We start from the raw sequence: 23,340 nt of genomic DNA, 5'->3' as shown, positions 1-23,340 counted from the left end.
GTGCTACTCCTCGTGTGCGCCGCCGCCCGCGACCTGGGCGAGCAGGTGGTCGAGCAGGGGTTCCAGGACGGTGATGCCGTCCCGGACGCCGCCGGGCGAGCCGGGCAGGTTCACCACCACCGAGCGGCCGACCAGCCCGGCGACGCCCCGGCTCAGCGACGCCAGCGGGAACTTCGCGGCGCCGTGCCTGCGGATGGCCTCGCCGATGCCGGGCAGCTCCCGGGTCAGCAGGGCCAGGGTGGCCTCCGGGGTGGCGTCGGTGGGGGAGGCGCCGGTGCCGCCGGTGCTGAGCACCAGCTCCGGCTCGAAGCGGAGGGCGTCGGCGAGGCCGAGCGCGATCTCCACGTCCGCGTAGACCAGGGGGCCGCGGACCTCGAAGCCGAGCCGGGTCAGCCAGTCGGCCAGCACCGGCCCGGTGCGGTCCTCGCGCGTGCCCGCCGCGACGCCGGTCGAGGCCACCAGCACCACCGCGTGCCGCGCCCGCGCCCCTGGCGCCTCGGCGATCCCCGCCGGGGATTCGGCGTGGACGGTCGCCGCGACATCGTCCCCCAGCACCTGCGCCGCCGCGGCTCCGGCCGAGTCCGCGTCGGACGACGGCGGCGTACCGCTCCCGGTTGCGGCGGTCGAGCCCGCCTCGGGCGAGGTGGGCGTGCCGGGCTCGTCCGCGGCGGCCTCGGCCGGGTCCGCGCTGGGGGCGAGCACCGCTCCGGATGCCGCGGGAACCTCGACCTCGCGGACCCAATCCCCGCGCTTCCCACCGCTCTTGGTGAGCAGCCGGACTCCGTCGAGCACGGCCGCGGGATCCACCGCCTTCACCATGTCGTGCAGCGTCAACCCCGCCACCGCGACCGCGGTCAACGCCTCCATCTCGACCCCGGTCGGCCCGGTCGTCTTGGCCGTCGCCTCGATCCCGATCCCGTCGTCGAGGAACTCGAACGCCACCTTCACCGAGGTCAGCGCGAGCGGGTGGCAGAGCGGGATCAGTTCGGAGGTCTTCTTCGCCCCGGCGATCCCCGCCACCCGTGCGGTGGCGAGCACATCCGCCTTCGGCAGGTCGTCGGCGCGCACCAGCGCCACCACCTCCGGTGTGGTGCGCAGGATTCCCGCCGCCGTGGCGGTACGCGCGGTCTCGGCCTTGGCGCTCACATCGACCATGTGCGCGCGGCCCTCTGCATCGACGTGCGACAGCTCGCTCACAGGGACCAGACTCGCACAACCGCCCCCGCGGGCAGTTCGGTGACCGCCTCCGGAACCTCCACCAGCGCATCGGCCCTCGCCATCCCGGCCACCAGGTGCGAGCCGGGCCCGGCCACCACCCGCACCCCGTCGCCGTCCAGCGCCCCGCGCAGGTACTGCCGCTTCCCGGCGGGCGAGCGGATCGGGTCCCGCAGCGGCAGCAGCTGTTCCGGCGCCTGCGCCAGCCCGGCCAGCTCGCGCAGCACCGGCCGCGCGAACACCTCGAAGGAGACCGCGGTGCTCACCGGGTTGCCGGGGAAGCTGAGCACAGGCACCCCGTCGACCACCGTGTACCCCTGCGGCCCGCCCGGCTGCATCGCGACCGCGCCGAACACCCCGCCGAGCGGCCCGAGCACCTCCTTGACCACCTCGAAATCGCCCTGCGAGACCCCGCCGCTGGTGAACACCACGTCCGCGACCGCCACCGCGGCGGCGAGCAGCGCGCGGAACTCGCCGTGGTCGTCGGTGCTGTGCGCCACCGACACCACCTCCGCGCCGCTGTCGGCGAGCGCGGCGGCCAGCGCGGCGCCGTTGGAGTTGTAGATCGCGCCCGGCCGCAGCGGGACCCCGGCGGGCATCAGCTCGTCCCCGGTGGTGAGCACCGCCGCCCGCACCGGTGCGAACACCGGGACGGTCGGCAGCCCGACCGCGGCCAGCGCGGCGACGTGCCGCGGCGCCAGCCGCGTCCCCGCCGGGACCAGCAGCTCGCCGCGCCGCACGTCGGTGCCTGCCTCGCGAATGAATTCACCGGCGCCGCGGCCGCGTTCGACGGTCACCGTCGCCCCGTCCGAGCGGGTGTCCTCGACCGGGACCACACAGTCCGCGCCCGGCGGCACCGGCGCCCCGGTCATCACCTTCACCGCGGCGCCCGCGGGCACTGGAGCGAGCTCGCCCGCGCCCGCGGCGAGCACCCCGGCGAGCGGCAGCGTCACCGGTGTGACCAGCACCGACTCGGCGCGCAGCGCGTAGCCGTCCATGGCGGAGTTGCGGAAGACCGGCAGCTCCAGCGGGCTGTGCACATCGGCGGCGAGCACCGCGTGCAGCGCCGCCACCGGGGCGAGCTGCCGCACCGGCCGCGGCCCCGCCGGGCGGAGCAGCTCGGCGACGGTGGCGCGGTAGTCGTCGACCGCCCGGGCCGGGGCGAGGGCGGGCCGGGAATTCATGGGTTTCAGCCTAGTCGGTCGCCTGAGGGCGGCCGTCGTCATAATGGGGGGGTGACGTTGGTCGAGATGGGGATCCCCGCCGTGCGGTCCGGGCATCCCTCGCTGGCCGGCCGCCCCGACACCCCGCTGCTGGTGGACCGGTTCGGCCGCACCGCCCGCGACCTGCGCGTCTCCATCACCGAGAAGTGTTCGCTGCGCTGCACCTACTGCATGCCGGAGGAGGGGCTGCCCGCGATCCCGCGCGAGGAGCTGCTGACCCCGGCCGAGATCGTGCGGCTGGTCACGCTCGCGGTGCGCGAGCTCGGCATCAGGGAGGTGCGGTTCACCGGGGGCGAGCCGCTCATGCGGCGGGACCTGGAGCAGATCGTGGCCGGGTGCCACGCCGCCGTCCCCGCCGTGCCGCTGGCGATCACCAGCAACGGGGTGGGGCTGGCGCACCGCGCGGCCGGGCTGGCCGCCGCCGGGCTGAGCCGGGTGAACATCTCGCTGGACACCGTCGACGCGCGCGAGTTCCACCGGCTCACCCGCCGGGACCGGCTGGATTCGGTCTTCGCCGGGGTCGCGGCCGCGCACGCCGCGGGCCTCACCCCGGTCAAGGTCAACGCGGTGCTCATGCGCGCCACCCTGGCAGGCGCCCCCGACCTGCTGCACTGGTGCCTGGAGCAGGGCTGCGAGCTGCGCTTCATCGAGGAGATGCCGCTGGACGCGGACCACGAGTGGGCCCGCGCCAACATGGTGACCGCCGCCGAGCTGCTGGACGTGCTCGGCGCCCGCTTCGACCTGGTCCCGGTGGGCCGCCCCGACCCGTCCGCCCCGGCCGAGACCTGGGCCGTCGACGGCGGCCCCGCCACCGTCGGCATCATCGCCTCGGTGACCCGCAAGTTCTGCGACAGCTGCGACCGCACCCGGCTCACCGCCGACGGCATGCTGCGCTCCTGCCTCTTCAGCGACCAGGAGTTCGACCTGCGCCGGGCGCTGCGCACCGGCGTCGACGACGCCGGGCTCGCCGAGCTCTGGCGCGGCGCCATGTGGAACAAGTGGGCGGGGCACGGCATCGATGCCGCCGGCTTCGTCCCCCCCGAACGCACGATGGGAGCCATCGGTGGTTGAGGTCCGCTACTTCGCCGCGATCGCCGACGCGGTCGGCAAGGACCGCGAGGTGCTGGCGCTGCCCGACGGCGCGACCGTCGCCGACCTGCGCGGCGCGCTCGCCGCAGCCTACGGCACCGAGCTGGACGCCATGCTCGGCGCCTGCGCGTACCTGGTCGGCGATGAGCTCACCCGGGATCGGGCGGCCGTCCTCACGCCGACCGTCGACGTCCTCCCGCCCTTCGCAGGTGGGTGACGCAGCTCACACTGTCGAGGTGCGCCGGGCGTCTTCGTCGTCCTGGTAAGAGGGGTTTCCTGCTCCTCTCAGACCGGGAAGGATGACCGATATGCACTATTTGGCACTGTTGCTCGGCCCCGAGGGCGGGCCGGACGCCACGCCGGGAACGCCGGAGTTCGACGCCGAGGTGGAGCGGTACGCGGCCTTCGACGCCGCGGCGGGCGCGGTGGTCGCGGGCGGCGCCGCGCTGGCGGGTACCGCCGAGGCGGTGCGGCTGACCAGGCAGGGTGGAGCCGGCTCGGCGGGGGGCGCCGGAGGTGGCGCGGCCGCGGGGGCGGTGGTCGCCACCGACGGCCCGTTCGCCGAATCGGCCGAGGTGGTCGGCGGGTTCTACGTCTTCGACGTCGCCGATCTGGACGCGGCGATCGACTGGGCCAGGCAGCTGCCCGCCGTCTCCACCGGCGCCGTCGAGCTGCGGCCCGCCGCGCAGTACTTCCCGCACGCCGAGCCGGGCGCGCGCTGGTGGGTCGCGCTGCTCTGGGAGCGGCCGGAGGCGGTGATCGGCCCGGACAGCCCGGAATGGGACGCCGCGGTCGCCGAGCACGGCGCCTTCGCCGAGGCGGCGGGTTCCGCGCTGACCGGCGGGATCGCGCTGCACCCGCCCGGCACCGCCACCACCCTGCGTGCCCCCGCCGGTGAGCTGCTGCTCACCGACGGCCCGTTCGCCGAGGCGGCGGAGGTGATCGACGGGCTCTACCTGTTCACCGCGCCCGACCGGGCCGCCGCGGTCGAGCTGGCCGCGCAGATCCCGCTCGGCCCGACCGGTGCCACCGAGGTGCGGCCCGTCCTGGCGTTCGAATGACCGGCCGGGCCGGTCGGTTCGACGCGATCTACCGCGCCGAGTTCGGCCGGTCCGTCGCGGTGCTCGCCCGCGACACCGGCGACCTCGGTCTCGCGGAGGACGCCGTCCAGGAGGCCTTCACCCGAGCCCTCCGGCTCTGGCCCGAACAGGGCACTCCCGACCGTCCCGGCGCCTGGATCACCACCGTCGCCCGCCGGGTGGCCCTCGACCGGCTCCGCCGCGAAGCCGCCCGCGCAGGCAAGGAGCAGGAGGCCGTCCTCCTCGCTGCCGCGACCGCCCCCGATGTCTCCGCGCGGCACGACGGAGCGGAAGGCGGCTCTGTCCACCGCGACCCAGCGCAGAGTGGCTTCCCGTGGGGTGGCCGCGCGTCGGGACCGGCCCAGCCGGGCGACCGCGCACCGGGCGCCGATGCATGGGCCGACGCCGCGCGGGAGGCGGCCGCCCCGACGGGCTCGGCGCAGGTCGCCGCCGCGCCGGTCCCGGACCCGCTCACCGACGAGCGCCTGCGCCTGCTCTTCGCCTGCGCCCACCCGGCCCTCGCCGTCGAGGCGCGGGTCGCGCTCATCCTGCGCCTGGTCTGCGGCCTTCGCACCGCGGAGATCGCCCGCGCCTTCGTGGTCCCCGAGCCGACGGTGGCGCAGCGGATCTCCCGCGCTAAGGCCAAGATCCGGCGCGCCCGCATCCCGCTCGAGCTCCCGCCGGAGCACCGCATCCCGGAGCGCGTCCCGGTGGTGCTCGCCGTGATCCACCTGGTCTTCTCCGAGGGCTACTTCGCCACCGCAGGCCCCGACGCCGTCCGCGACGACCTCTGCGACGAGGCTCTCCGCCTCGGCGAGCTGCTCTGCGCCCTCCCGGGCGAGCACGCGGGCCAGGCGCACGCCCTGCTCGCGCTCATGCTGCTCCAGGACAGCAGGCGCGCCGCCCGCCGCGACCCCACCGGCGCCCTGATCCCGCTCGACCGGCAGGACCGCTCCCGCTGGGACAGCGCCCGCATCACCGCCGGGCTCCGGCACCTCCGCGCCGCGACCGCGGGCCCCTACCTCCCGCAGGCGGAGATCGCCGCCGCGCACGCCACCGCCCCCTCCTGGCCGGAGACCGACTGGGTTCGCATCGTCACCTGCTACGACGCGCTCGCCACCGCGGGCGCCGCCGCCCCGGTCCTGGTCAACCGCGCGATCGCCATCGGCTTCCGCGACGGCCCGCAGGCCGGGCTCGCCGCACTCGACGCCATCGCCGCGCACCCCCGGCTCACCGGCACCCACCTGCTCACCGCCGCCTACGCCGACACCTGCCGCCGCGCCGCCCGCTACCCCGAGGCGGCCGCCCACTACCGCGCCGCCATCCCCACCGCGGGTACCGCCCTCGTCCGCGAATTCCTCCGTGCCAGACTCGCCGAGGTCGAGCGCCATCTCCCGGAGTGACCAGGTCGCAGGCCGAACCGCAGCAGGGCGGCTTTGAATCCGACTAACCAGTCGACTCCGCTACCGGCTGACCTCACTACCGGCCGACCTTGCGACCGGTCGACTCCGCTACCGGTAGACCCCGCTACCGGTAGACCGCGCTACCGGTAGACCCCGCTAGCGGCCGACCCGTTTACCGCCACCAGGTGTCCAGCGGCGCCACCGGCAGATTCCGCTTGTGCCTGGTCGCGGTGAACAGCGACTCCAGCCGCTCGGCGACCGCATCGGTCACCTCCGCACCCTCCAGGTAGTCGTCGATCTCGCTGTAGCGGACCCCGAGCGCCTCCTCGTCGGGCAGCGCGGGCCGGTCGTCCTCCAGGTCGGCGGTCGGCACCTTGGACCAGGTGCTCTCCGGCGCGCCGAGCGCGCGCAGCAGCGCCGCCCCCTGCCGCTTGGTGAGCCCGGTCAGCGGCGTGACGTCCGCGCCGCCGTCGCCGTACTTGGTGAAGAACCCGGTGATCGCCTCCGCCGCGTGGTCGGTGCCGATGACCAGCAGGTTCTCCTGCCCGGCGATCGCGTACTGGATCACCATCCGCTCCCGCGCCTTGACGTTGCCGCGCACGAAGTCGCGCAGCCCGTCCACGCCGAGCCCGGCCGCGGTCTCGGCGCCGAGCGCGTCCACCCCCGGTCGCACGTTCACCAGCACCGAGCGGTCCGGCCGGATGAAGTCGAGCGCGATCTTCGCATCCGCCTCGTCCGCCTGCACCCCGTACGGCAGCCGCACCGCGACGAACGCCGCCTCGACGCCCTCCGCGCGCAGCTCCGCCGCGGCCAGCGCGGCCAGCCGCCCGGCGAGCGTGCTGTCCTGTCCGCCGCTGATGCCGAGCACGTACCCCTTCGCGGGCGTCGCCTTCAGGTAGTCCTTCAGAAAGTCGACCCGCCTGCGGATCTCCGCCTCCGGGTCGATCTCGGACCGAACCCCGAGCTCGGCGATGATCCGTTCGCGCAGCCCTGCCATGTCGCCCCTCATTCCGGCCCGCTCACCCGCCGGGCGAGCGTCTCCCAGTTGTCCGCGATCTCATCGCGGGTGTACCCGAGGTCGTGCAGCTGATGCATGACCAGCGCCGCGCCGAGCGAGGCGAGCAGCGCGTCGGCGAGCAGCCGCGGGTCGCCCGGCGCGCCCGCCTGCCGCAGCAGCGTGCTGACGTGCACCCGGCTCACGTTGTAGGGCGGGTTGCGGTAGCGCTGCTCGGCCGCGCCCAGCTCGGCGGCGCGGTGCAGCTCGCCCTCCACCTCGATGTCGAGCAGCCGGGCCCGGCCGAAGGCGACCAGCCGCTGTACCGGCGGCGCCCCCGGCCCCAGCGGCGGCGGGCCGAAGAGGAACGCGCCCTGGAACTTCTGCTCGGAGTGGTCGAGCAGCGCGATCAGCAGCCCGGAGCGGTTGCCGAAGCGGCGGAACACGGTGCCCTTGCCGACTCCGGCGCGGCGGGCCAGCTCGTCCATGGTCAGGTTGCGCACGCCCTCGTCGCGCACCAGCCGCTGCGCGGTGTCGAGCAGCACCCTGCGGTTGCGCGCGGCGTCCGCCCGCTCGACCGGAACCTCGGGCACCGCGCCGAGCAGCGGCAGCGGCGCCCGCTCCTTCGGTGTGTCGTAGCTCACAGGGCAGGCTCCGGTTCGGCGGGAAGTAATCGGACCGCGGTCCGGTTACTACTGCGGACAGACGGAATCTATCCCAGAACATCAGGAGTCGTCATGAGCCAGACCCGCGTTCTCGTCCTCGTCGGCAGCCTGCGCGCCGCCTCGGTCAACCGGCAGCTCGCCGAGGCCGCGGTGCAGACCGCTCCCGAGGGTGTCTCGGTGTCGCTGTACGAGGGGCTCGGCGAGATCCCGTTCTACAACGAGGACATCGACGTCCCGGGTTCGGTGCCCGCCGCCGCGCAGAAGCTGCGCGACGCCGTCGCCGAGGCCGACGCGCTGCTGCTGGTGACCCCCGAGTACAACGGCACCATCACCGCCGTGCTCAAGAACGCCATCGACTGGGCCTCCCGCCCGTACGGCACCGGCGCCGTCAAGGACAAGCCGGTCGCCGTCGTGAGCGCCTCGATCAGCGGCAACGCCGCGCAGTGGGCGCACGGTGACACCGTCAAGGCGGTCGGCGTCGCGGGCGGCGCCGTGGTCGAGTCCGCGCACGCGCACTTCGGCGGGATCGGTGAGCGCTTCGGCGCCGCGCACCCGCGCGAGGACGCCGAGGCGCTGACCCAGCTCGGCGCCACCCTGCACGAGCTGGTGGCCGCCGCGGGGCAGCGCGTCGACGCCTGATTCCGCTCCGCCCCGCGCCCCGTCCACCCCCGGTGGGCGGGGCGCCGCGCTGTGTCCGCTGTGACTGGCGATACGGGCGGGGCGCGAGTTTGCTGAGGTGCTGCCGATGGCGTGTTTTGTGATCTGGATCACAGGTTTTAGTGGGCGTCCTCGGCGTGTCCTGGGAGTTAATTCCACGGATGCAACTCACCAGGTCTAGTGCTGCTCGGATCTGTCGGCCACTAGGTGTAGTGTCTGCCCTACCGAACTCACGCACCAACGGCCCGCCCGTCACAGCTGCTGTGAGCCCCGGTATTCGCAGTTTGCGCAGGGATTCGCCAGCCTTGGACGAGAGGGACATCAGATGACCATCACCGTGTACACCAAGCCTGCTTGCGTCCAGTGCAATGCCACCTACAAGGCGCTCGACAAGGCCGGGGTGGAGTACAGCGTCGTCGACATCTCGCAGAACGACGACGCCCGCGATTTCGTGATGGCGCTCGGCTACCTGCAGGCGCCCGTCGTCGTGGCGGGTGAGGAGCACTGGTCCGGCTTCCGGCCGGACCGGATCAAGGCGCTCGCCACCGTCGCGGCCTGAGCCGCAGGGCCGTCCCCGGCCCGTTTTCCAGGAGGGTGTCGTGACAGGACTGGTCTACTTCTCCAGCGCCTCGGAGAACACCCACCGATTCGTGGTCAAGCTGGCGCTGCCCGCCCGGCGCATCCCGCTGCACCTCGCGGAGAAGCTGCGCGTGGACGAGCCGTACGTGCTGATCTGCCCCACCTACGGCGGCGGGAAGCACCTGGACGGCCGCCGCTCCGACAAGGAATTCGTGCCGCGCCAGGTGGCGCAGTTCCTCAACGATCCGCACAACCGCGCCCTGCTGCGCGGGGTCGTCGCCGCGGGCAACACCAACTTCGGCGAGACGTTTTGCTTTGCGGGCGAGGTGATCTCGCGTAAATGCGGGGTCCCCTACCTCTACCGCTTCGAATTGATGGGAACCGCAGAGGACGTCGTCCGCGTCCGCGAGGGATTGGGATTGTTTTGGCAACAGCAACGACAGCACCGGCCGGAAAGTCAGCCCGCCTGGAGCAGCCCCCGGTCCGCGGCGGAGACTCCGGAGAGGGCCTCGACTACCACGCCCTGAACGCGATGCTGAACCTCTACGGCGCGGACGGACGCATCCAGTTCGACCGCGACCGGGAGGCCGCGCGGCAGTACTTCCTGCAGCACGTCAACCAGAACACCGTCTTCTTCCACAACCTCGACGAGAAGCTCGACTACCTGGTCGAGGAGAACTACTACGAGGCGGAGGTGCTGGAGAAGTACAGCCGCCCCTTCGTGAAGTCGCTCTTCGAGCAGGCCTACGCGAAGAAGTTCCGGTTCCCGACCTTCCTCGGCGCGTTCAAGTACTACACCTCGTACACGCTCAAGACCTTCGACGGGAAGCGCTACCTGGAGCGCTTCGAGGACCGGGTCTGCATGGTCGCGCTCACCCTCGCCGACGGCGACGAGCAGCAGGCCGTCGAGCTGGTCGAGGAGATCATCACCGGCCGCTTCCAGCCTGCCACCCCGACCTTCCTGAACTCGGGCAAGAAGCAGCGCGGCGAGCCGGTGAGCTGCTTCCTGCTGCGCATCGAGGACAACATGGAGTCCATCGGGCGCTCGATCAACTCCGCGCTGCAGCTCTCCAAGCGCGGCGGCGGGGTGGCGCTGCTGCTCAGCAATATCCGCGAGCACGGCGCGCCGATCAAGAAGATCGAGAACCAGAGCTCCGGCGTCATCCCGATCATGAAGCTGCTGGAGGACTCGTTCTCCTACGCCAACCAGCTCGGCGCGCGGCAGGGCGCGGGCGCGGTCTACCTGCACGCGCACCACCCGGACATCTACCGCTTCCTGGACACCAAGCGGGAGAACGCGGACGAGAAGATCCGGATCAAGACGCTCTCGCTCGGCGTGGTGATCCCCGACATCACCTTCGAGCTGGCGAAGAACAACGAGGACATGTACCTCTTCTCGCCGTACGACGTCGAGCGCATCTACGGCAAGCCGTTCGCCGACGTGAACATTACCGAGAAGTACTACGAGATGGTCGACGACAAGCGGATCCGCAAGTCCAAGATCCGGGCCCGCGAGTTCTTCCAGACCATCGCCGAGCTGCAGTTCGAGTCCGGCTACCCGTACATCATGTACGAGGACACCGTGAACCGGGCCAACCCGATCGCGGGCAAGATCACGCACTCCAACCTGTGCTCGGAGATCCTGCAGGTCTCGACTCCGTCGACCTACAACGACGACCTGTCCTACGACCACGTCGGCAAGGACATCTCCTGCAACCTCGGCTCGCTGAACATCGCCAAGACCATGGACTCGCCGGACTTCGCGCGCACCATCGAGGTCTCGATCCGCGCGCTCACCGCCGTCTCCGACCAGACCCACATCTACTCGGTGCCCTCCATCGAGCAGGGCAACAACGCCTCGCACGCCATCGGCCTCGGCCAGATGAACCTGCACGGCTACCTGGCCCGCGAGCACATCCACTACGGCTCGCCCGAGGGCATCGACTTCACCAACATCTACTTCTACACCGTGGTGTTCCACGCCCTGCGCGCCTCGAACCGGATCGCCATCGAGCGCGGCTCCACCTTCGGCGGCTTCCCGGAGTCCAAGTACGCCAGCGGCGAGTACTTCGACAAGTACACCGACCGCGCCTGGGAGCCGGAGACCGAGCGCGTCCGCCAACTCTTCGCCGACGCCGGGGTGCACATCCCCACCCAGCAGGACTGGCTGGAGCTGAAGGCCTCCGTCATGGAGCACGGCATCTACAACCAGAACCTGCAGGCCGTCCCGCCCACCGGCTCGATCTCCTACATCAACCACTCCACCAGCTCGATCCACCCGGTGGCGTCGAAGATCGAGATCCGCAAGGAAGGCAAGATCGGCCGCGTCTACTACCCGGCGCCCTACATGGACAACGACAACCTCGAGTACTACCAGGACGCCTACGAAATCGGCTACGAGAAGATCGTCGACACCTACGCCGCCGCCACCCAGCACGTGGACCAGGGCCTCTCCCTGACCCTCTTCTTCAAGGACACCGCCAACACGCGCGACCTGAACAAGGCGCAGATCTACGCCTGGCGCAAGGGGATCAAGACGCTCTACTACATCCGCCTGCGGCAGATGGCGCTGGAGGGGACCGAGGTCGAGGGCTGCGTCAGCTGCATGCTGTAGTCCGGCCTATCGAGTCGCTTCAGGTTCGTTCACTTCTAAACACCCGGGAAGTTCAAAGTGAAGATTTTGGGCGTTGCGGTTAATTCAGGAATTGTGTACTACGGTGCTGTCGATAACTCAAGGCCCGACGTTAACCCCGTGGCGATCCGGGGTGTGCCGAGTCGATTCCGGCCGTCCGCCGGGCTAACCGGTGCTGACCGCCTGAACGACACATTCTCAAGGATCACTCAGGATATTCGGACTATCTCGCCAGATGTGATGATCGTCGTTGGAACTAGGAAATTTAATCAATGGAAGTATGCTGAGGCTTTCGAACGGGCTTCGATAATTACCATACTAATGGTCACAAGTGCCCAGCAGGGGGTAGACTGCCTCGAAATTAAGACCGATGCAATCGGCTCAGCGGTAGGCTTGCGTCCAGATTCGCTAAATGGCCTCGATCCGGCGGTAGTGTCATTTTCTAGTAAGCCAGAATACTGGAATGCGGGTCGTGCGGCGGCCTTCGCTGCTGCGGTTGCCCATTCTTTCACTAGTGCAATCGTCTGAAACTGCTTGGTGAAAACAAATTGGAAAAGCAAGATATCCTTCTTACTCTGAACTATGAGTGCATGCAAACTTTGGATTCTCAATTTCGGGAAGTCAGAGCCTACTGGGATCCAAATCTAAACAACTTCCTTGTCGGCAAGAGAGTTGACCTATCTGAAATTGAAGACGATGCCGACCTGGTTGAGCCGCACGTCATGGAGCTGATTAATCATCCAAATGTCGTCAACGTCCGGGCGGTCGCCGAGATAAGATGCTACCCGCCCCCGATGCGGGTAGTTGAAGTCATCATGCCCTATTTTGAAAAGGGTAGCTTGACCGACGCGCTTGAGCGGGGAGTGCGATTCACCCCGCACGAATCTTTGAATATTGTTAGACGGTCTCTCCGCGGATTGGCTGAGATGCACGAGCGCCATGGTATTTTGCATCGAGACATAAAAAGTCCGAATATATTTCTAAGCGATGATGTGGACGTTGTCAAGCTGGGCGATCTGGGCCTCGCTGGCCGTATGAATGCTGAAGGGTATGCGCCTGGCGTAAATGCCCCACAACTCTACTCGCCGCCAGAATTATTCGGTTCGACAGGTCTCACGAGGGCGTCTGATATCTATTCTTTGGGTGTTGTTCTTTTGGAGCTTCTGATTGGGAAATTTGACTACGGTTCTTATTCGAAAACGCATGTTGTAGATGCTCTCAGTGCCGGAAGGATCCCCCTTCGTCCGGAGGATCGGGTAATCCCTTTCTGGGTCTGTAAACGACTTCGTCAAGTGATTGAGAAGTCAATGAATGTCAGTCCGGATCGGCGATATAAAACTGCGCGGGAAATGGATACGGCAATCGCCCAAGTCGAGATCGCAAATTGGATCCAGAAGAATTCGGGTACATGGGAGGCGCCCTTTCTTCGTGATCGGCGCAAGTGGGTTCGAGTAACGGCGGAGAATACTCGAAAAGGAGGTGTCAAGCTATCGATCCAGAAGAAGACAAACACGGCCTGGCGTCGTTACGGGTCGAGTATTTCGGTTCCTGGCCTACAGGATGATCAGGTGCCGGGAGTGTTCGAAATAGCGAATAACCTTGCAGTTAACTGAGTGACGGCAAAATCGACTGCGTTAACAAAATCGGAAGGGAAGTTGCTGGTAACGAATTCCGTATGACTGCTCTCTTCGACTTTGAAAATCGCTGAGAGGCCGCTTCCTTCGGGAACTAGCGCTCCGGTGAATGCTAGTTTCCATATTTCGTTACGAACGCGCCGTGTCTTTACGCCATGATCATCGACTAGGGCTGACAGCGTTCCATGCCAGTCTGATCTATGAGACTGGCGCAGGTCTGCGCTATTCCATAATTGCTCAAGAAGTACTTCGGCAGCCCAAATATGCCGTGGTAAGCATCGACCCGGCAGTTGGCTGATGCACAGCATCAAGAGGTTGCCCTCGGGTGATATGTCAGTCACCAGCGGCTCCTTCCTGTGCGTGCATACGCATCGAGGCGCAAATTCTGCAGGTTGTACACCTCGACGTGAGGATACACCACAAGACCGCCCCCTATCGAACAAGCTTTCGACAGGGGGCAGTCCTAGGGAAGCAGGTCGCTGTAATGTAGCCCCGACTGCTCCAAGCAGGGACCGGTTGAAAGTGCTCTGTCAGTTGGCGACTGGCACTATACGCTGATCGTAGGGTCTAGAACGGCAGCTCGACCCTCATGATGGACCTCAGATCCCTAGCACCAACTTGGCGATGGTGAAGTAAAGGATCAGGCCGGTGGCATCGACCAGCGTCGTCACCATGGGCGCGGAGACGACCGCCGGGTCGATCCGCAGCCGCTTGGCGAGCAACGGCATGGTCCCTCCGATGGTCGCGGCCCAGGCGCAGATCATCACCAGGGTGAGCCCGACGACGACAGCCACCTTCGGACCGACGAAGAACCCGCCGATCACCGTTCCGGCGACGGCGAGCATGCTGCCGAGCACGAATCCGACCCGGCACTCCCGCCAGATCACCCGGAACAGGTCGCTCCCGCGCACCTCGCCGACGGCGACCGCGCGCACGCACGCCGTCGCCGCCTGGGCGCCCGCGTTCCCGCCCGCCCCGATGAGCAGCGGGATGAACAGCGCGAGCTGCGCCGCCTGTTCCAGCGTGCCCTCGAAGAAGTCGGTGACGCTCACCGTGAGGGTGGCGGCGACCAGCAGGAGCAACAGCCAGAGCGCCCGGTAGCGGGCCAGTTGGAAGACCCCGGCCGCCATGTAGTGCCCGGCCCACGGCGCGGAGCCCGCCTGCTTGGCGACGTCCTCGCTGTCCGCGGCCTCGATCACCTCGACCGCGTCGTCGATGGTGAGCAGCCCGACCAGCCGGTCCTCGCTGTCCACCACCGGCAGGTCGAGGACGTTGGTCTCGCGCATGACGCGGGCGGCGCGCTCGGCGGAGTCGGTGGCGCGGACGAAGGCGGGTTCGGTGCGCACCAGGTCGGCGACGAGCTCGTCGGGGCCGCTGAGCACCAGTTCGCGCAGCTCGACGATGCCGGTGAGCCTGCGGCCGGTGTCGACGACCGGCAGGGTGTAGACGGTCTCGGCGCGGCCGCCCTTGGCGCGCACGGTCTGCAGCGCGGCGGCGACGGTGAGGTCGCGCGGGAGCGCGACGACCTCGGGGGTCATGTAGAGCCCGACCGAGCCCTCCGGGTAGCCGAGCAGCCCCGCGGTCATCCGGCGTTCGCGCGGGCTGAGCCCAGCGAGGACCTTCTTGGCGACGGTCGCGGGCGCCTCGCGCAGCATGCGGGCCCGGTCGTCCGGTGCCATGTTCTCGATCAGGTCGCGGAAGCTCTTGTCCCGCAAGCCTTCCAGGATCTGCTGCTGGTCCACCGGCTCGAGCTCCTCGAAGACGGCGAGCGCGAGATCCTTGTCCAGCAGCCGGAAGGCCATGCCCGCGCGCACGGCGTCCATCCGGGCGAGCTGGTCGGCGATGGCGTGCGGCGAGTGGTTGCCGAGCCAGTCCAGCGCGGCGTCGGCGCGGCGCGTCTCCACGAGTTCCTGCACGGTGTCCGGCAGCGAGAGCGCCGGGCGTACTTCGATGACGTCGGTTTGCGACATGGGTGATCCCCTCGGCACGAGGCAACGGGTGAACGAGGTCTACGACTGCGTCACACCGCGAGGCGCTACCCCACGCGCGCACCCGGCCGGAAAGTGCCGGGGGATCGATGATCAGAGCGAAGGGGCGGCGCCGCGCGGCCTTCGACTGGGAGGTTCACTGCGCATGGCAACCCACCTCCTCGTTCGGGGTGCGGGGCGAGAATGCCACCGCGGGAATCGACGTGGGCGAGAGTACACCGCCGCGCCGCGGAATTCACCTCGTGGCGCAGGCCCGGTGACGGCGCTCATATCGCGCGCGGCGCTTCGACATCCGGGCAGGTGGGGTGGGCGGCGACCCACTCCGGCACCGGACTCCGCCGGGGGCGGTGCGGCCGTTCAGCCTGCGGCGACCACGGTGTCGGTGACCGCCGTGCGCAGCCTGCGCAGCCCGTCCCGGATGCGGCTCTTCACCGTGGAGAGCGGGATGCCGAGGTGGTCGGCGACCTCGGTGTAGCTGCGGCCGCCGTAGTAGGCGAGCGTGATGGCCTCGCGCTGCACGGGCGTGAGCACCCGCATGCCGTCGACGACCGAGCCCGCCTCGAGTCGACGGGTGACCGATTCGGCGACCACGTCGTGGTCGACCGGGCGGTGCGCGTGGCCGAAGACCAGGTCGCGCGCGGCGGCCGCGGACTCCCGGCGCACCCGGTCGACCGCGCGGCGGTGGGTGAGCATGAGCAGCCAGCCGGTCGGCGTCGACATGCTCGCGTCGTACCGCGCCGCCGTCTGCCAGACCTGCAGGTACACCTCCTGGGTGATCTCCTCCGCGGCGGCCCGGTGCTGCACCACGCGCAGCGCGAGGCCGTAGACCCTGGCGCTGGTGGCGCGGTAGAAGTCGGTGAAGGCGACCCGGTCACCGTGTGCGACGCCCGCGAGCAGCTCGTCCAGCTCCGCCCGCTCGATCGTCGCCCCTGCCGTGTGCGCTCGCGTCATTCCCGCTATTCCCTTCGTCCCGGGCGCACCGCACACCCGCATGCCCGCCGACTGCCCCCGCAAAATCTCCGCAAACTCCCGCACCGGTAGACCGATTCCGCCCCGTTTCGGCCGTGATCGGAATTGCGCGCGCCGAGCGCCGAATCGTTGCCCGCGCGGCGCAGGCTCGACAGAGTGGAGGACGGGCGCGCGTGCGCCCGGCACGCGACGACATACGAGGAGAGTGCTGTGCGCTTCGGAATCTTCGTCCCGCAGGGGTGGCGGTTGGACCTGGTCGGTATCGACACCGCCGCGCAGTGGGGGGTGATGCGGGATCTCGCCGCGCGCGCCGACGCGAACCCGGTCTGGGAGTCGCTGTGGGTCTACGACCACTTCCACACCGTGCCGGAGCCGACCGAGGAGGCCACCCACGAGGCGTGGACGCTCATGTCCGCCTTCGCGGCGAGCACCTCGCGGATCCGGCTCGGCCAGATGTGTACCGCGATCAGCTACCGCAACCCGGCCTACCTGGCCAAGGTCGCCGCCACCGTGGACGCCATCTCCGGCGGCCGCACCGAGATGGGCATCGGCGGCGGCTGGTACGAGCACGAGTGGCGCGCCTACGGGTACGGCTTCCCCACCGCCGGTGAGCGGCTGGGCAGGCTGGACGAGGGCGTGCAGATCTTCCGCCAGGCCTGGAGTACCGGCAGCGCCACCCTGGACGGCAAGTACTACCGGGTGGATGGGGCCCGGGTGTACCCGCAGCCGCTGCAGGAGGGCGGGATTCCGCTCTGGATCGCGGGCGGCGGGGAGAAGAAGACGCTGAAGATCGCGGCCAAGTACGCGCAGTACACGAATTTCGCGGGCAACGACCCGGAGGAGTTCACCCGCAAGTCGGAGATCCTGCGCGGGCACTGCGCCGACGTCGGCACCGACTACGACGCCATCGTGCGCAGCGCGAACTTCAATGTGGTGGTCGGGACGACCGAAGCCGAGGTGGAGGAGCGCAAGAAGGCGATCGGCGATCGGCTCGCGCCCGCGCTCGGTGCGGAGAAGGGGGCCGGGTACGTCCAGAACCTGACCGCAGGCGGGGCCGCGGTCGGTACACCCGAGCAGATCGTCGAGCGGCTCCGCGGCGTCGAGGCGCTCGGGCTCGGCTACGCCATCTTCAACTTCCCGGAGGCGGCGTACGACACCAGCGGGATCGAGCTCTTCGAGAAGGAAGTGCTGCCCGCGCTGGCGTGATTCGGGCAAGCGGTGGAGGCGATTTCGTCTCCACCGCTGTCGGTGCCCCGCGCTACCGTCTGCGTCGTGTCCGTGAACATCGATGTGCTCTTCCGGGTGGGCAACCTGAAGGACGAGCGGGAACGCGCCGGAGTGGCGGCGTTGCTGACCGACGTCCTCGACGGCGAGCGCCTGAGTCTCGAGGTGGCCCTCACGCCAGGGAGTTGACCATGTTGACGTGAGAGCATCTGGGCTACTGGCTGGCCCGGCTCCGGTTCGCCGCAGGCGGGCCGTTCATGACGGTGGTCAGGCCCACGGAACCGGGGTTCATCCAGACCTACCGCAACGACGAGGCCGATTACCCGCTCGAGGTGCACGGCGTCTCCGACGGCGAATACCTAAGGACGACCCTGGACGATCCGGACGAGGTCGGGCAGTTGATCTGGGACTGGCTCGAAGGGGACCGGCAGCGGCTGGACGCCGTCCCGTGGGAGCGCACCGCCCTGCCGACCTGGTGAACCGGGGCTCGGGTCACTCCCGGTAGCGAGCGGCCATGGCGGCGGCGCGTTCGTGGAGCGCGGCGCGCAGCGAGTCCGGGGCGGTGACCTCCGCGTCGGCGCCGAGCTGCCAGAACGCCCATTCGGCGTGCCGCCGGTCCTGGAAGGCGAGTCCGAGCCGGAGCAGACCGTCTTGGTCGAGGTGTTCTCCATCGACGGTGAGCGCGGTCTCCGCCAACTCCGCGCGCCGGGACGGGAGTACCCGGGCCACCACGGCCAGCCGATCGCCGCCGGCGCGGAAGCGGGCGGCACGCTCGCGCCAGAGCTGGTGCAGGTCAATTCCTTCCGGGCGCTGCGCCGGTTCGTCGAGCGCTTCGGCGGCGGTCACCCTGGACAGCTTGTAGGTGCGATCCTCCCCCGCTCTGAGCGCGAGCAGATAGCCCTGATCGCGTGCCGTGACCAGGCCGATCGGGTCCACCGTCCGCCACCGGGGTTCCGCGCCCGCCGCCGCGTAGTGAATGCGCAGCCGGTGCCCGGCGAGCACCGCGCGGCGGATCTCGGCCATGACCCGCGCCGGGATCTCGTCGCGGATGCGCCTGCGCTCGAGCAGGTCTGTCTCCGGTTCGTGCAGCAGGCGGCGGGCCTGATCGCTCGCGGTGGCGGCGTGGTTCTCCGGCAGTGCGTCGGCCACCTTCCGCAGCGCCGACGCGAGCGCCGCGCCCAACCCGAACGCGCCTGCACCGGAGGTGAGCAGGGCCAGTGTCTCCTCGTGGTTGAGCCCGGTGAGCTCGGTCCGGAAGCCGGGGAGCAGCGCGAACCCGCCGTGCCTTCCACGCTCGGCGTAGACCGGGACGCCCGCGGTGGAGAGCGCCTCGATATCGCGGAGCACGGTCCTGGTGGAGACCTCGAGTTCGCGGGCCAGCGCGGGCGCGGTCATCCGGCCGCGGCTGCGCAGCAGCAGGACCAGCGAGACGAGGCGGTCGGCGCGCACGGCTCGAAAATACCCGACACAGGATGTCGTGATTCGCTGTGAGGCTGATCCGCATGGAACGAACCGCGATCAACCCCGTCACCTGGTCCCTGGCGCTCGGCTTCCACCAGGCCGAGCTGGTCACCGCCCCCACCCGGACCCTCTACTGCTCCGGCCAGACCGCCATGAACGCCGACGGCGAACCCCAGCACCCCGACGACATGGCCGCCCAGCTCACCCTGAGCCTGGACAACCTCGAAGCCGTCCTCGCCGCCGCCGACATGGCGCTACCGAACCTGGTCCGGCTGAATGTCTACACCACCGACGTCGACCTGCTCTTCCAGCACTACGGCGTCCTCGCCGCCCGCCTCGGCGCCGCCGGAATCGCCCCCGCCACCACCCTCCTCGGCGTCACCCGCCTGGCAGTCCCCGGCCAGCTGGTCGAGCTGGAGGGGACCGCCGTGGACTGAGCTACACCGAGACCACGGTCAGCAGCGGATCCAGGCCCTTGAAATCATCCGGGTTGCGGGTGAACAGGGGTAGATCGTTCGACGAGGCGATCGCGGCGATCATCAAGTCCATTCGGCGCGGCTTCGGATTCCGCCCCGCTGCGACTGTCAGTTTCGCCAATGAGGCGAATCGGCGGGCAGCGGTGGCGGAGAACGGTAGCGCGTCGAAGCCGTGCTCGATCTCCAGGAGCCGTTCGGTTCGGATCGCCAGTGCTGTCGGGTCGGGTGCCAGTGCTATCCCCATGCCCAGTTCCGCCAGCGTGACCGTGCTGATTCTCGACTCGATCGGCAGGTCTGCCCCTTCGAAGTCCGGCAGATCGATCAGGTCGATCAGCACGCACGTGTCGATCAGGCCGACGGGATAGCGGAACTTCGTCCCCCGCTCAGTCATCCAAGCGGTCCTCGCCGAATACGGCGTCGATCTCCGCTCGCTCCTCGGCCCCGCTTGCCTGGCCCGCGAACCTGGCGAGCCGCCGTCGCAGCTCGACGGTGGTCATGCCGCGCGGCCGGGTGATGGGACGCAGCTCGCCGACCGGCTGCCCATTGCGAGTGATGACGAAGTCCTCGCCTGCTTCGAGTGCATCCATGATGCTCGCGCTTCCATTGCGGAGCTCGGCTTGGCTGATCGTCCTGGTCATGTCATCAGGATAGCGAGAGGCGCTATCAGTTGCTATCGCGTTACCGCCGGTGCTCGGTCGAAGCATGAATCCCCCTGATTTCCCCAAGTCGACGCGACCGCGTCGACGGGGAGCACTGTAGCGGGAGCCACCGACACACAGGATTCTCCCAGCCCGCAGCCGGCCCGGTGCCGGTCCCGGCCCCTACCGTCGCTCCTGACCAGCGGAAACGACGAAAGAGGTGCGCATGGGCAAGCACGAGCACGATCTGGGATTGGCGCACGACCTGCGCACCATGTCGCGGCGGCGGGCGCTGTTCTTCTTCGGGGCGGGTGCGGCGGGGCTGGCGGCCGCCGGGTGCGCGCCCGGCGCGGACCAGGTGACGCCCGCGACCTCCGCGACCACGACGGCGAGCACCTCCGTCGCCGCCGCACCGCAGGAGACGGCGGGGCCGTACCCGGGCGACGGCTCCAACGGGCCGAACGTGCTCGTGCAGTCCGGCGTGGTGCGCAGCGACATCACCACCAGCTTCGGCGGCCTCACCGGCACCGCCGACGGCGTGCCCATGACGCTGCGGATCACCCTGCGGGACCTGGCGAACTCCGGCGCGGCGGGTACCGGGATGGCCGTCTACGTGTGGCACTGCGACCGGGACGGCGAGTACTCGCTGTACGGGCGGAGCGTCGCCGAGCAGAACTACCTGCGCGGCGTCCAGGTCGCGGACGCGGACGGCACCGTCACCTTCACCTCGATCTTCCCCGCCTGCTACGCCGGCCGCTGGCCGCACATCCACTTCGAGGTCTACGACTCGCTCGAGGTCGCCGTCGCGGGCGACAACGCGCGGCTCACCTCGCAGATCGCGCTCCCGCAGGACGCCTGCGAGCAGGTCTTCGCCGCCGACTCCGGGTACGCGCGGAGCACCGGGAACCTGTCCGGGGTCAGCCTGGCCTCGGACAATGTCTTCGGCGACGGCTGGGATGCCGAGCTCGCGACGGTGAACGGGTCGCCGTCGGACCGGATGGATGTCGCGATCACCGTCGGGGTCGCGGCGAAGTCCGCGAACACGCAGTCCCGGCCGGGTGCGCGGCCGCAGGGCCGCTGATCGGGCAACCCTCCGGCATCCGCCCACTCCCGGCCCGAACCCAGCGCTCCGCGACGCGCCGGGACCCGCGCGGGAACCGGCCCCGTACCAGCGCCGACGCGCACCGTCGAAGATCAGGTCAGACACAATCCCTTGTGGGTTCGGGCGTTTCTGCCCCCTAGCTGTAGTGTTCCCGGAGAGGGGTATCGGCGTACGGCCTGGAGCCGGAAAGGTGCGGGAGCAGCATGAAACTGATCGATCGGGTGTCGGCCATCAACTGGAATCGGGTGCCCGACGAGAAGGACGCCGAGGTCTGGGACCGGCTGACCGGCAACTTCTGGCTGCCGGAGAAGGTGCCGGTCTCCAACGACATCCCGTCCTGGGCCACGCTGACCCCGGACGAGAAGCAGCTCACCATGCGGGTCTTCACCGGGCTCACCCTGCTCGACACCATCCAGGGCACGGTCGGCGCGGTGAGCCTGATCCCGGACGCGCTGACCCCGCACGAGGAGGCGGTGCTCACCAATATCGCCTTCATGGAGTCGGTGCACGCCAAGAGCTACAGCTCGATCTTCTCCACGCTCTGCTCGACCCGTGAGATCGACGAGGCGTTCCGCTGGTCGGAGGAGAACCGCAACCTGCAGCGCAAGGCCGAGATCGTGCTGGAGTACTACAACGGCGACGACCCGCTCAAGCGCAAGGTGGCCTCCACGCTGCTGGAGAGCTTCCTTTTCTACTCCGGCTTCTACCTGCCGATGCACTGGTCCTCGCGGGCCAAGCTGACCAACACCGCCGACATGATCCGGCTGATCATCCGGGACGAGGCGGTGCACGGCTACTACATCGGCTACAAGTACCAGAAGGGGCTGGAGCTGGTCTCCCAGGCCGAGCGCGACGAGCTCAAGAACTACACCTTCGAGCTGCTCTTCGAGCTGTACGAGAACGAGGCGGAGTACACCCAGGACCTGTACGACGAGGTCGGGCTCACCGAGGACGTCAAGAAGTTCCTCCGGTACAACGCCAACAAGGCGCTGATGAACCTGGGCTACGAGGGGCTCTTCCCGAAGGACGAGACCGACGTGAACCCGGCGATCCTCTCCGCGCTCTCGCCGAACGCCGACGAGAACCACGACTTCTTCTCCGGCTCCGGCAGCTCCTACGTGATCGGCAAGGCGGTCAACACCGAGGACGAGGACTGGGAGTTCTGAGCGCGGTCGGCGGTCAGCCGCCGACGTAGCCGTTCAGGTGCATCCGGACGTCGGTCACGAGGGCACGCGCGGCGGTCACCCCGCTGCCGTGCCAGACCGAGTCCTCCACCGCGAAGACCCGCTGGTCGCTCGCGGCGCCCAGCTCCTTCCAGCCCGCCGAGCGCATGACCGACTCGCCGTACTCGGTGCCCGCCTCGCCGTCGAAGAGCACGAAGATCACGTCGCCCTCGACCCGGTCCAGCTCGTCGGGGGCGACGGTGAAGGAGGCGGCGCGCTGGTCCTGCGGCCTGCGCACGCCGATGTCGGCGAGGACGCCGCCCGCGAAGCTGTCGGCGCCCTGCACGGTGATGCTGTCCGCGCCGAACCGGATCACCGAGGCCTGGGTCTGCGCAGCCGAGACCGCCGGGTCGGCGCCGGTGGCGGCGGCGTCGGCGCGGTAGGCGGCGAGCGCGGCCTCGGCGGCCTCGGTGCGGCCGAGCCCGGCGGCGAGGCCGGTGAACTCGGCCGCCCAGCCGCTGCCGGTGCCCGCGAGCACGGTGGGCGCGACGGCGGCGAGCGCGGCGTAGTCGCCCTGGCCCGCGGTTCCCACGATGACGTCCGGGTCCAGCTCCGCGATCCGGGCCGGGTCCGGCGCGCCGTCCGGGCCGACGGAGGGGATCCGCTTCACCCCGTACCCGAGGTAGTCCGGCTGCGGCGCCGAGCCGTTCAGCGTGGTCGCGCCGACCACCCGCTCCCAGAGCCCGAGCGCGCAGGCGGCGTCCAGCGCGGGGGTGCCGAGCACCACGATCCGCTGCGGGTCGGCGGGCACCGTCGTGACCCCGCCGGTGTGCGTGACCTGCGCGGCGCCCTGGTCGGGGCGGCTCGGCAGCGGGCACGCCTTCGTGGTGTCGCGCTCCAACCCGACCACGCCCGCCCCCGCGATGTTCGTGGTGGTGCGGATGATGGTGGAGGCGTCGTCGGTCTGCTGCCCGCACCCCGCGAGCAGCAGCGCCCCCGCCGCGGCGAACACCGCGAGGGGGCGGACGGACGGGAATCGGGTGCGGACGCGGGCGCTCACCGGCATGCGGGTGAGGGTACAGCCGGAGCGGGTAGTACCCACCCGCGCACCGGGCCGGAACGGAAATACGACACAGAGTAGGACCGGAG

The 23,340-nt window shown here is 69.7% G+C and carries 26 protein-coding genes; 16 read left to right on the top strand and 10 right to left on the bottom strand.

Translation table 11 applies throughout. From position 1 onward, the window contains the following. Window positions 1-3: 3 nt before the first annotated feature. Together moaCB and glp are read right to left on the bottom strand one after the other, a co-directional pair. Window positions 4-1,197, bottom strand: a complete 1,194-nt coding sequence (gene moaCB, locus ACFUUZ_RS10565) for a bifunctional molybdenum cofactor biosynthesis protein MoaC/MoaB (protein WP_378694673.1) — start codon at window positions 1,195-1,197, stop codon at window positions 4-6. After that, window positions 1,194-2,399 carry a gephyrin-like molybdotransferase Glp gene (gene glp, locus ACFUUZ_RS10560; RefSeq protein ID WP_378694672.1) on the bottom strand — a complete coding sequence of 402 codons (1,206 nt, stop codon included), beginning with the start codon at window positions 2,397-2,399 and terminating at the stop codon, window positions 1,194-1,196. Before glp ends, moaCB begins: the two co-directional genes overlap by 4 nt. Window positions 2,400-2,450: 51 nt before the next feature. Between glp and moaA the strand changes: the two genes are divergently transcribed. The 4 genes from moaA (at window position 2,451) to ACFUUZ_RS10540 (ending at window position 6,009) form a co-directional block, all read left to right on the top strand. Further along, window positions 2,451-3,509, top strand: coding sequence for a GTP 3',8-cyclase MoaA (gene moaA, locus ACFUUZ_RS10555; RefSeq protein ID WP_378694670.1), 1,059 nt, complete (start codon window positions 2,451-2,453; stop codon window positions 3,507-3,509). Then, window positions 3,502-3,744, top strand: a complete 243-nt coding sequence (locus ACFUUZ_RS10550) for a MoaD/ThiS family protein (RefSeq protein ID WP_378694668.1) — start codon at window positions 3,502-3,504, stop codon at window positions 3,742-3,744. Before moaA ends, ACFUUZ_RS10550 begins: the two co-directional genes overlap by 8 nt. A 91-nt stretch (window positions 3,745-3,835) precedes the next feature. Then, on the top strand, window positions 3,836-4,588 hold the full coding sequence (locus ACFUUZ_RS10545) for a YciI family protein (RefSeq protein WP_378694666.1): 753 nt from the start codon (window positions 3,836-3,838) through the stop codon (window positions 4,586-4,588). Then, window positions 4,585-6,009: an RNA polymerase sigma factor gene (locus ACFUUZ_RS10540; protein WP_378694664.1), complete on the top strand. Its 1,425-nt coding sequence runs from the start codon at window positions 4,585-4,587 to the stop codon at window positions 6,007-6,009. The genes ACFUUZ_RS10545 and ACFUUZ_RS10540 overlap by 4 nt, the downstream gene beginning before the upstream one ends. A gap of 172 nt (window positions 6,010-6,181) precedes the next feature. On the opposite strand, the gene nadE is transcribed toward ACFUUZ_RS10540, so the two are convergent. Then, window positions 6,182-7,006, bottom strand: a complete 825-nt coding sequence (nadE, locus tag ACFUUZ_RS10535) for an ammonia-dependent NAD(+) synthetase (protein ID WP_378694662.1) — start codon at window positions 7,004-7,006, stop codon at window positions 6,182-6,184. Window positions 7,007-7,014: 8 nt separating this feature from the next. Further along, entirely contained in the window at window positions 7,015-7,647 is a 633-nt protein-coding gene (locus ACFUUZ_RS10530) for a TetR/AcrR family transcriptional regulator (protein WP_378694660.1), read from the bottom strand. Window positions 7,648-7,740: 93 nt separating this feature from the next. Here ACFUUZ_RS10530 and ACFUUZ_RS10525 point away from each other — a divergent pair, with 93 nt between their 5' ends. The 6 genes from ACFUUZ_RS10525 to ACFUUZ_RS10500 all read left to right on the top strand — a co-directional run bounded on the left by ACFUUZ_RS10525 (window position 7,741) and on the right by ACFUUZ_RS10500 (window position 13,149). Beyond that, complete coding sequence (locus ACFUUZ_RS10525; protein ID WP_378694659.1) at window positions 7,741-8,307, top strand: NAD(P)H-dependent oxidoreductase; 567 nt, start codon at window positions 7,741-7,743, stop codon at window positions 8,305-8,307. Between the two features lie 343 nt (window positions 8,308-8,650). Next, window positions 8,651-8,884: a glutaredoxin-like protein NrdH gene (nrdH, locus tag ACFUUZ_RS10520; RefSeq protein WP_378694656.1), complete on the top strand. Its 234-nt coding sequence runs from the start codon at window positions 8,651-8,653 to the stop codon at window positions 8,882-8,884. Window positions 8,885-8,924: 40 nt separating this feature from the next. Next, window positions 8,925-9,431 carry a class Ib ribonucleoside-diphosphate reductase assembly flavoprotein NrdI gene (gene nrdI / locus ACFUUZ_RS10515; RefSeq protein ID WP_378694654.1) on the top strand — a complete coding sequence of 169 codons (507 nt, stop codon included), beginning with the start codon at window positions 8,925-8,927 and terminating at the stop codon, window positions 9,429-9,431. 5 nt (window positions 9,432-9,436) lie between these two features. Continuing rightward, window positions 9,437-11,518 carry a class 1b ribonucleoside-diphosphate reductase subunit alpha gene (gene nrdE, locus ACFUUZ_RS10510; RefSeq protein WP_378694652.1) on the top strand — a complete coding sequence of 694 codons (2,082 nt, stop codon included), beginning with the start codon at window positions 9,437-9,439 and terminating at the stop codon, window positions 11,516-11,518. A gap of 57 nt (window positions 11,519-11,575) precedes the next feature. Then, window positions 11,576-12,064, top strand: a complete 489-nt coding sequence (locus tag ACFUUZ_RS10505; RefSeq protein ID WP_378694650.1) for a hypothetical protein — start codon at window positions 11,576-11,578, stop codon at window positions 12,062-12,064. A 62-nt stretch (window positions 12,065-12,126) separates the two neighbouring features. Further along, on the top strand, window positions 12,127-13,149 hold the full coding sequence (locus tag ACFUUZ_RS10500) for a serine/threonine-protein kinase (RefSeq protein ID WP_378694648.1): 1,023 nt from the start codon (window positions 12,127-12,129) through the stop codon (window positions 13,147-13,149). 620 nt (window positions 13,150-13,769) lie between these two features. Here the strand turns inward: ACFUUZ_RS10500 and mgtE are convergent. Both mgtE and sigK read right to left on the bottom strand, forming a co-directional pair. Continuing rightward, complete coding sequence (mgtE, locus tag ACFUUZ_RS10495; RefSeq protein WP_378694646.1) at window positions 13,770-15,140, bottom strand: magnesium transporter; 1,371 nt, start codon at window positions 15,138-15,140, stop codon at window positions 13,770-13,772. 375 nt (window positions 15,141-15,515) lie between these two features. Then, window positions 15,516-16,109: an ECF RNA polymerase sigma factor SigK gene (gene sigK, locus ACFUUZ_RS10490; protein ID WP_378694644.1), complete on the bottom strand. Its 594-nt coding sequence runs from the start codon at window positions 16,107-16,109 to the stop codon at window positions 15,516-15,518. Between the two features lie 228 nt (window positions 16,110-16,337). Here sigK and ACFUUZ_RS10485 point away from each other — a divergent pair, with 228 nt between their 5' ends. The 3 genes from ACFUUZ_RS10485 to ACFUUZ_RS10475 all read left to right on the top strand — a co-directional run bounded on the left by ACFUUZ_RS10485 (window position 16,338) and on the right by ACFUUZ_RS10475 (window position 17,830). Further along, window positions 16,338-17,333 (top strand): LLM class F420-dependent oxidoreductase, encoded by a 996-nt coding sequence (locus ACFUUZ_RS10485; RefSeq protein ID WP_378694642.1) that lies wholly within the window; start codon window positions 16,338-16,340, stop codon window positions 17,331-17,333. 66 nt (window positions 17,334-17,399) lie between these two features. Next, window positions 17,400-17,540: a hypothetical protein gene (locus ACFUUZ_RS10480; RefSeq protein ID WP_378694640.1), complete on the top strand. Its 141-nt coding sequence runs from the start codon at window positions 17,400-17,402 to the stop codon at window positions 17,538-17,540. 68 nt (window positions 17,541-17,608) lie between these two features. Continuing rightward, window positions 17,609-17,830, top strand: a complete 222-nt coding sequence (locus ACFUUZ_RS10475) for a hypothetical protein (protein ID WP_378694638.1) — start codon at window positions 17,609-17,611, stop codon at window positions 17,828-17,830. 13 nt (window positions 17,831-17,843) lie between these two features. On the opposite strand, the gene ACFUUZ_RS10470 is transcribed toward ACFUUZ_RS10475, so the two are convergent. After that, on the bottom strand, window positions 17,844-18,800 hold the full coding sequence (locus ACFUUZ_RS10470; protein WP_378694636.1) for a helix-turn-helix transcriptional regulator: 957 nt from the start codon (window positions 18,798-18,800) through the stop codon (window positions 17,844-17,846). Between the two features lie 53 nt (window positions 18,801-18,853). On the opposite strand from ACFUUZ_RS10470, the gene ACFUUZ_RS10465 reads away from it, so the two are divergent. Continuing rightward, window positions 18,854-19,249 carry a RidA family protein gene (locus tag ACFUUZ_RS10465; protein WP_378694634.1) on the top strand — a complete coding sequence of 132 codons (396 nt, stop codon included), beginning with the start codon at window positions 18,854-18,856 and terminating at the stop codon, window positions 19,247-19,249. A gap of 1 nt (window position 19,250) precedes the next feature. Here ACFUUZ_RS10465 and ACFUUZ_RS10460 read toward each other — a convergent pair whose 3' ends face one another. Both ACFUUZ_RS10460 and ACFUUZ_RS10455 read right to left on the bottom strand, forming a co-directional pair. Then, the gene (locus ACFUUZ_RS10460) at window positions 19,251-19,679 is read right to left on the bottom strand and encodes a type II toxin-antitoxin system VapC family toxin (protein ID WP_378694632.1); all 429 of its coding nucleotides are present in this window, start codon (window positions 19,677-19,679) and stop codon (window positions 19,251-19,253) included. Continuing rightward, window positions 19,672-19,926: a type II toxin-antitoxin system Phd/YefM family antitoxin gene (locus tag ACFUUZ_RS10455; RefSeq protein ID WP_378694630.1), complete on the bottom strand. Its 255-nt coding sequence runs from the start codon at window positions 19,924-19,926 to the stop codon at window positions 19,672-19,674. The genes ACFUUZ_RS10460 and ACFUUZ_RS10455 overlap by 8 nt, the downstream gene beginning before the upstream one ends. A 226-nt stretch (window positions 19,927-20,152) precedes the next feature. Between ACFUUZ_RS10455 and ACFUUZ_RS10450 the strand changes: the two genes are divergently transcribed. Further along, window positions 20,153-21,007, top strand: coding sequence for a dioxygenase (locus tag ACFUUZ_RS10450; protein ID WP_378694628.1), 855 nt, complete (start codon window positions 20,153-20,155; stop codon window positions 21,005-21,007). Between the two features lie 224 nt (window positions 21,008-21,231). Beyond that, window positions 21,232-22,194, top strand: coding sequence for a class 1b ribonucleoside-diphosphate reductase subunit beta (gene nrdF, locus ACFUUZ_RS10445; protein ID WP_378694626.1), 963 nt, complete (start codon window positions 21,232-21,234; stop codon window positions 22,192-22,194). 13 nt (window positions 22,195-22,207) lie between these two features. Here the strand turns inward: nrdF and ACFUUZ_RS10440 are convergent, their stop codons facing one another. Next, the gene (locus ACFUUZ_RS10440; protein ID WP_378694624.1) at window positions 22,208-23,257 is read right to left on the bottom strand and encodes an ABC transporter substrate-binding protein; all 1,050 of its coding nucleotides are present in this window, start codon (window positions 23,255-23,257) and stop codon (window positions 22,208-22,210) included. Window positions 23,258-23,340 lie beyond the last annotated feature (83 nt).

The sequence above is a fragment of the Nocardia sp. NPDC057353 genome (genome assembly GCF_042667085.1).
Taxonomy (GTDB): domain Bacteria; phylum Actinomycetota; class Actinomycetes; order Mycobacteriales; family Mycobacteriaceae; genus Nocardia.
Note: the sequence above shows the minus strand (reverse complement) of the source record. Positions and strands in the feature narration are given on the sequence as shown.

What these genes read in the sequence shown, in the direction of transcription:
- ACFUUZ_RS10545 (WP_378694666.1), top strand. Translation starts at nt 3,836, where the DNA reads ATGCACTATTTGGCACTGTTGCTCGGCCCCGAGGGCGGGCCGGACGCC.
- nrdH (WP_378694656.1), top strand. Translation starts at nt 8,651, where the DNA reads ATGACCATCACCGTGTACACCAAGCCTGCTTGCGTCCAGTGCAATGCC.
- nadE (WP_378694662.1), bottom strand. Translation starts at nt 7,006, where the DNA reads ATGGCAGGGCTGCGCGAACGGATCATCGCCGAGCTCGGGGTTCGGTCC.
- ACFUUZ_RS10525 (WP_378694659.1), top strand. Translation starts at nt 7,741, where the DNA reads ATGAGCCAGACCCGCGTTCTCGTCCTCGTCGGCAGCCTGCGCGCCGCC.
- ACFUUZ_RS10475 (WP_378694638.1), top strand. Translation starts at nt 17,609, where the DNA reads ATGACGGTGGTCAGGCCCACGGAACCGGGGTTCATCCAGACCTACCGC.
- ACFUUZ_RS10500 (WP_378694648.1), top strand. Translation starts at nt 12,127, where the DNA reads ATGCAAACTTTGGATTCTCAATTTCGGGAAGTCAGAGCCTACTGGGAT.
- nrdE (WP_378694652.1), top strand. Translation starts at nt 9,437, where the DNA reads ATGCTGAACCTCTACGGCGCGGACGGACGCATCCAGTTCGACCGCGAC.
- sigK (WP_378694644.1), bottom strand. Translation starts at nt 16,109, where the DNA reads ATGACGCGAGCGCACACGGCAGGGGCGACGATCGAGCGGGCGGAGCTG.
- ACFUUZ_RS10465 (WP_378694634.1), top strand. Translation starts at nt 18,854, where the DNA reads ATGGAACGAACCGCGATCAACCCCGTCACCTGGTCCCTGGCGCTCGGC.
- nrdF (WP_378694626.1), top strand. Translation starts at nt 21,232, where the DNA reads ATGAAACTGATCGATCGGGTGTCGGCCATCAACTGGAATCGGGTGCCC.
- ACFUUZ_RS10455 (WP_378694630.1), bottom strand. Translation starts at nt 19,926, where the DNA reads ATGACCAGGACGATCAGCCAAGCCGAGCTCCGCAATGGAAGCGCGAGC.
- glp (WP_378694672.1), bottom strand. Translation starts at nt 2,399, where the DNA reads ATGAATTCCCGGCCCGCCCTCGCCCCGGCCCGGGCGGTCGACGACTAC.
- ACFUUZ_RS10460 (WP_378694632.1), bottom strand. Translation starts at nt 19,679, where the DNA reads ATGACTGAGCGGGGGACGAAGTTCCGCTATCCCGTCGGCCTGATCGAC.
- mgtE (WP_378694646.1), bottom strand. Translation starts at nt 15,140, where the DNA reads ATGTCGCAAACCGACGTCATCGAAGTACGCCCGGCGCTCTCGCTGCCG.
- ACFUUZ_RS10440 (WP_378694624.1), bottom strand. Translation starts at nt 23,257, where the DNA reads ATGCCGGTGAGCGCCCGCGTCCGCACCCGATTCCCGTCCGTCCGCCCC.
- ACFUUZ_RS10540 (WP_378694664.1), top strand. Translation starts at nt 4,585, where the DNA reads ATGACCGGCCGGGCCGGTCGGTTCGACGCGATCTACCGCGCCGAGTTC.
- ACFUUZ_RS10450 (WP_378694628.1), top strand. Translation starts at nt 20,153, where the DNA reads ATGGGCAAGCACGAGCACGATCTGGGATTGGCGCACGACCTGCGCACC.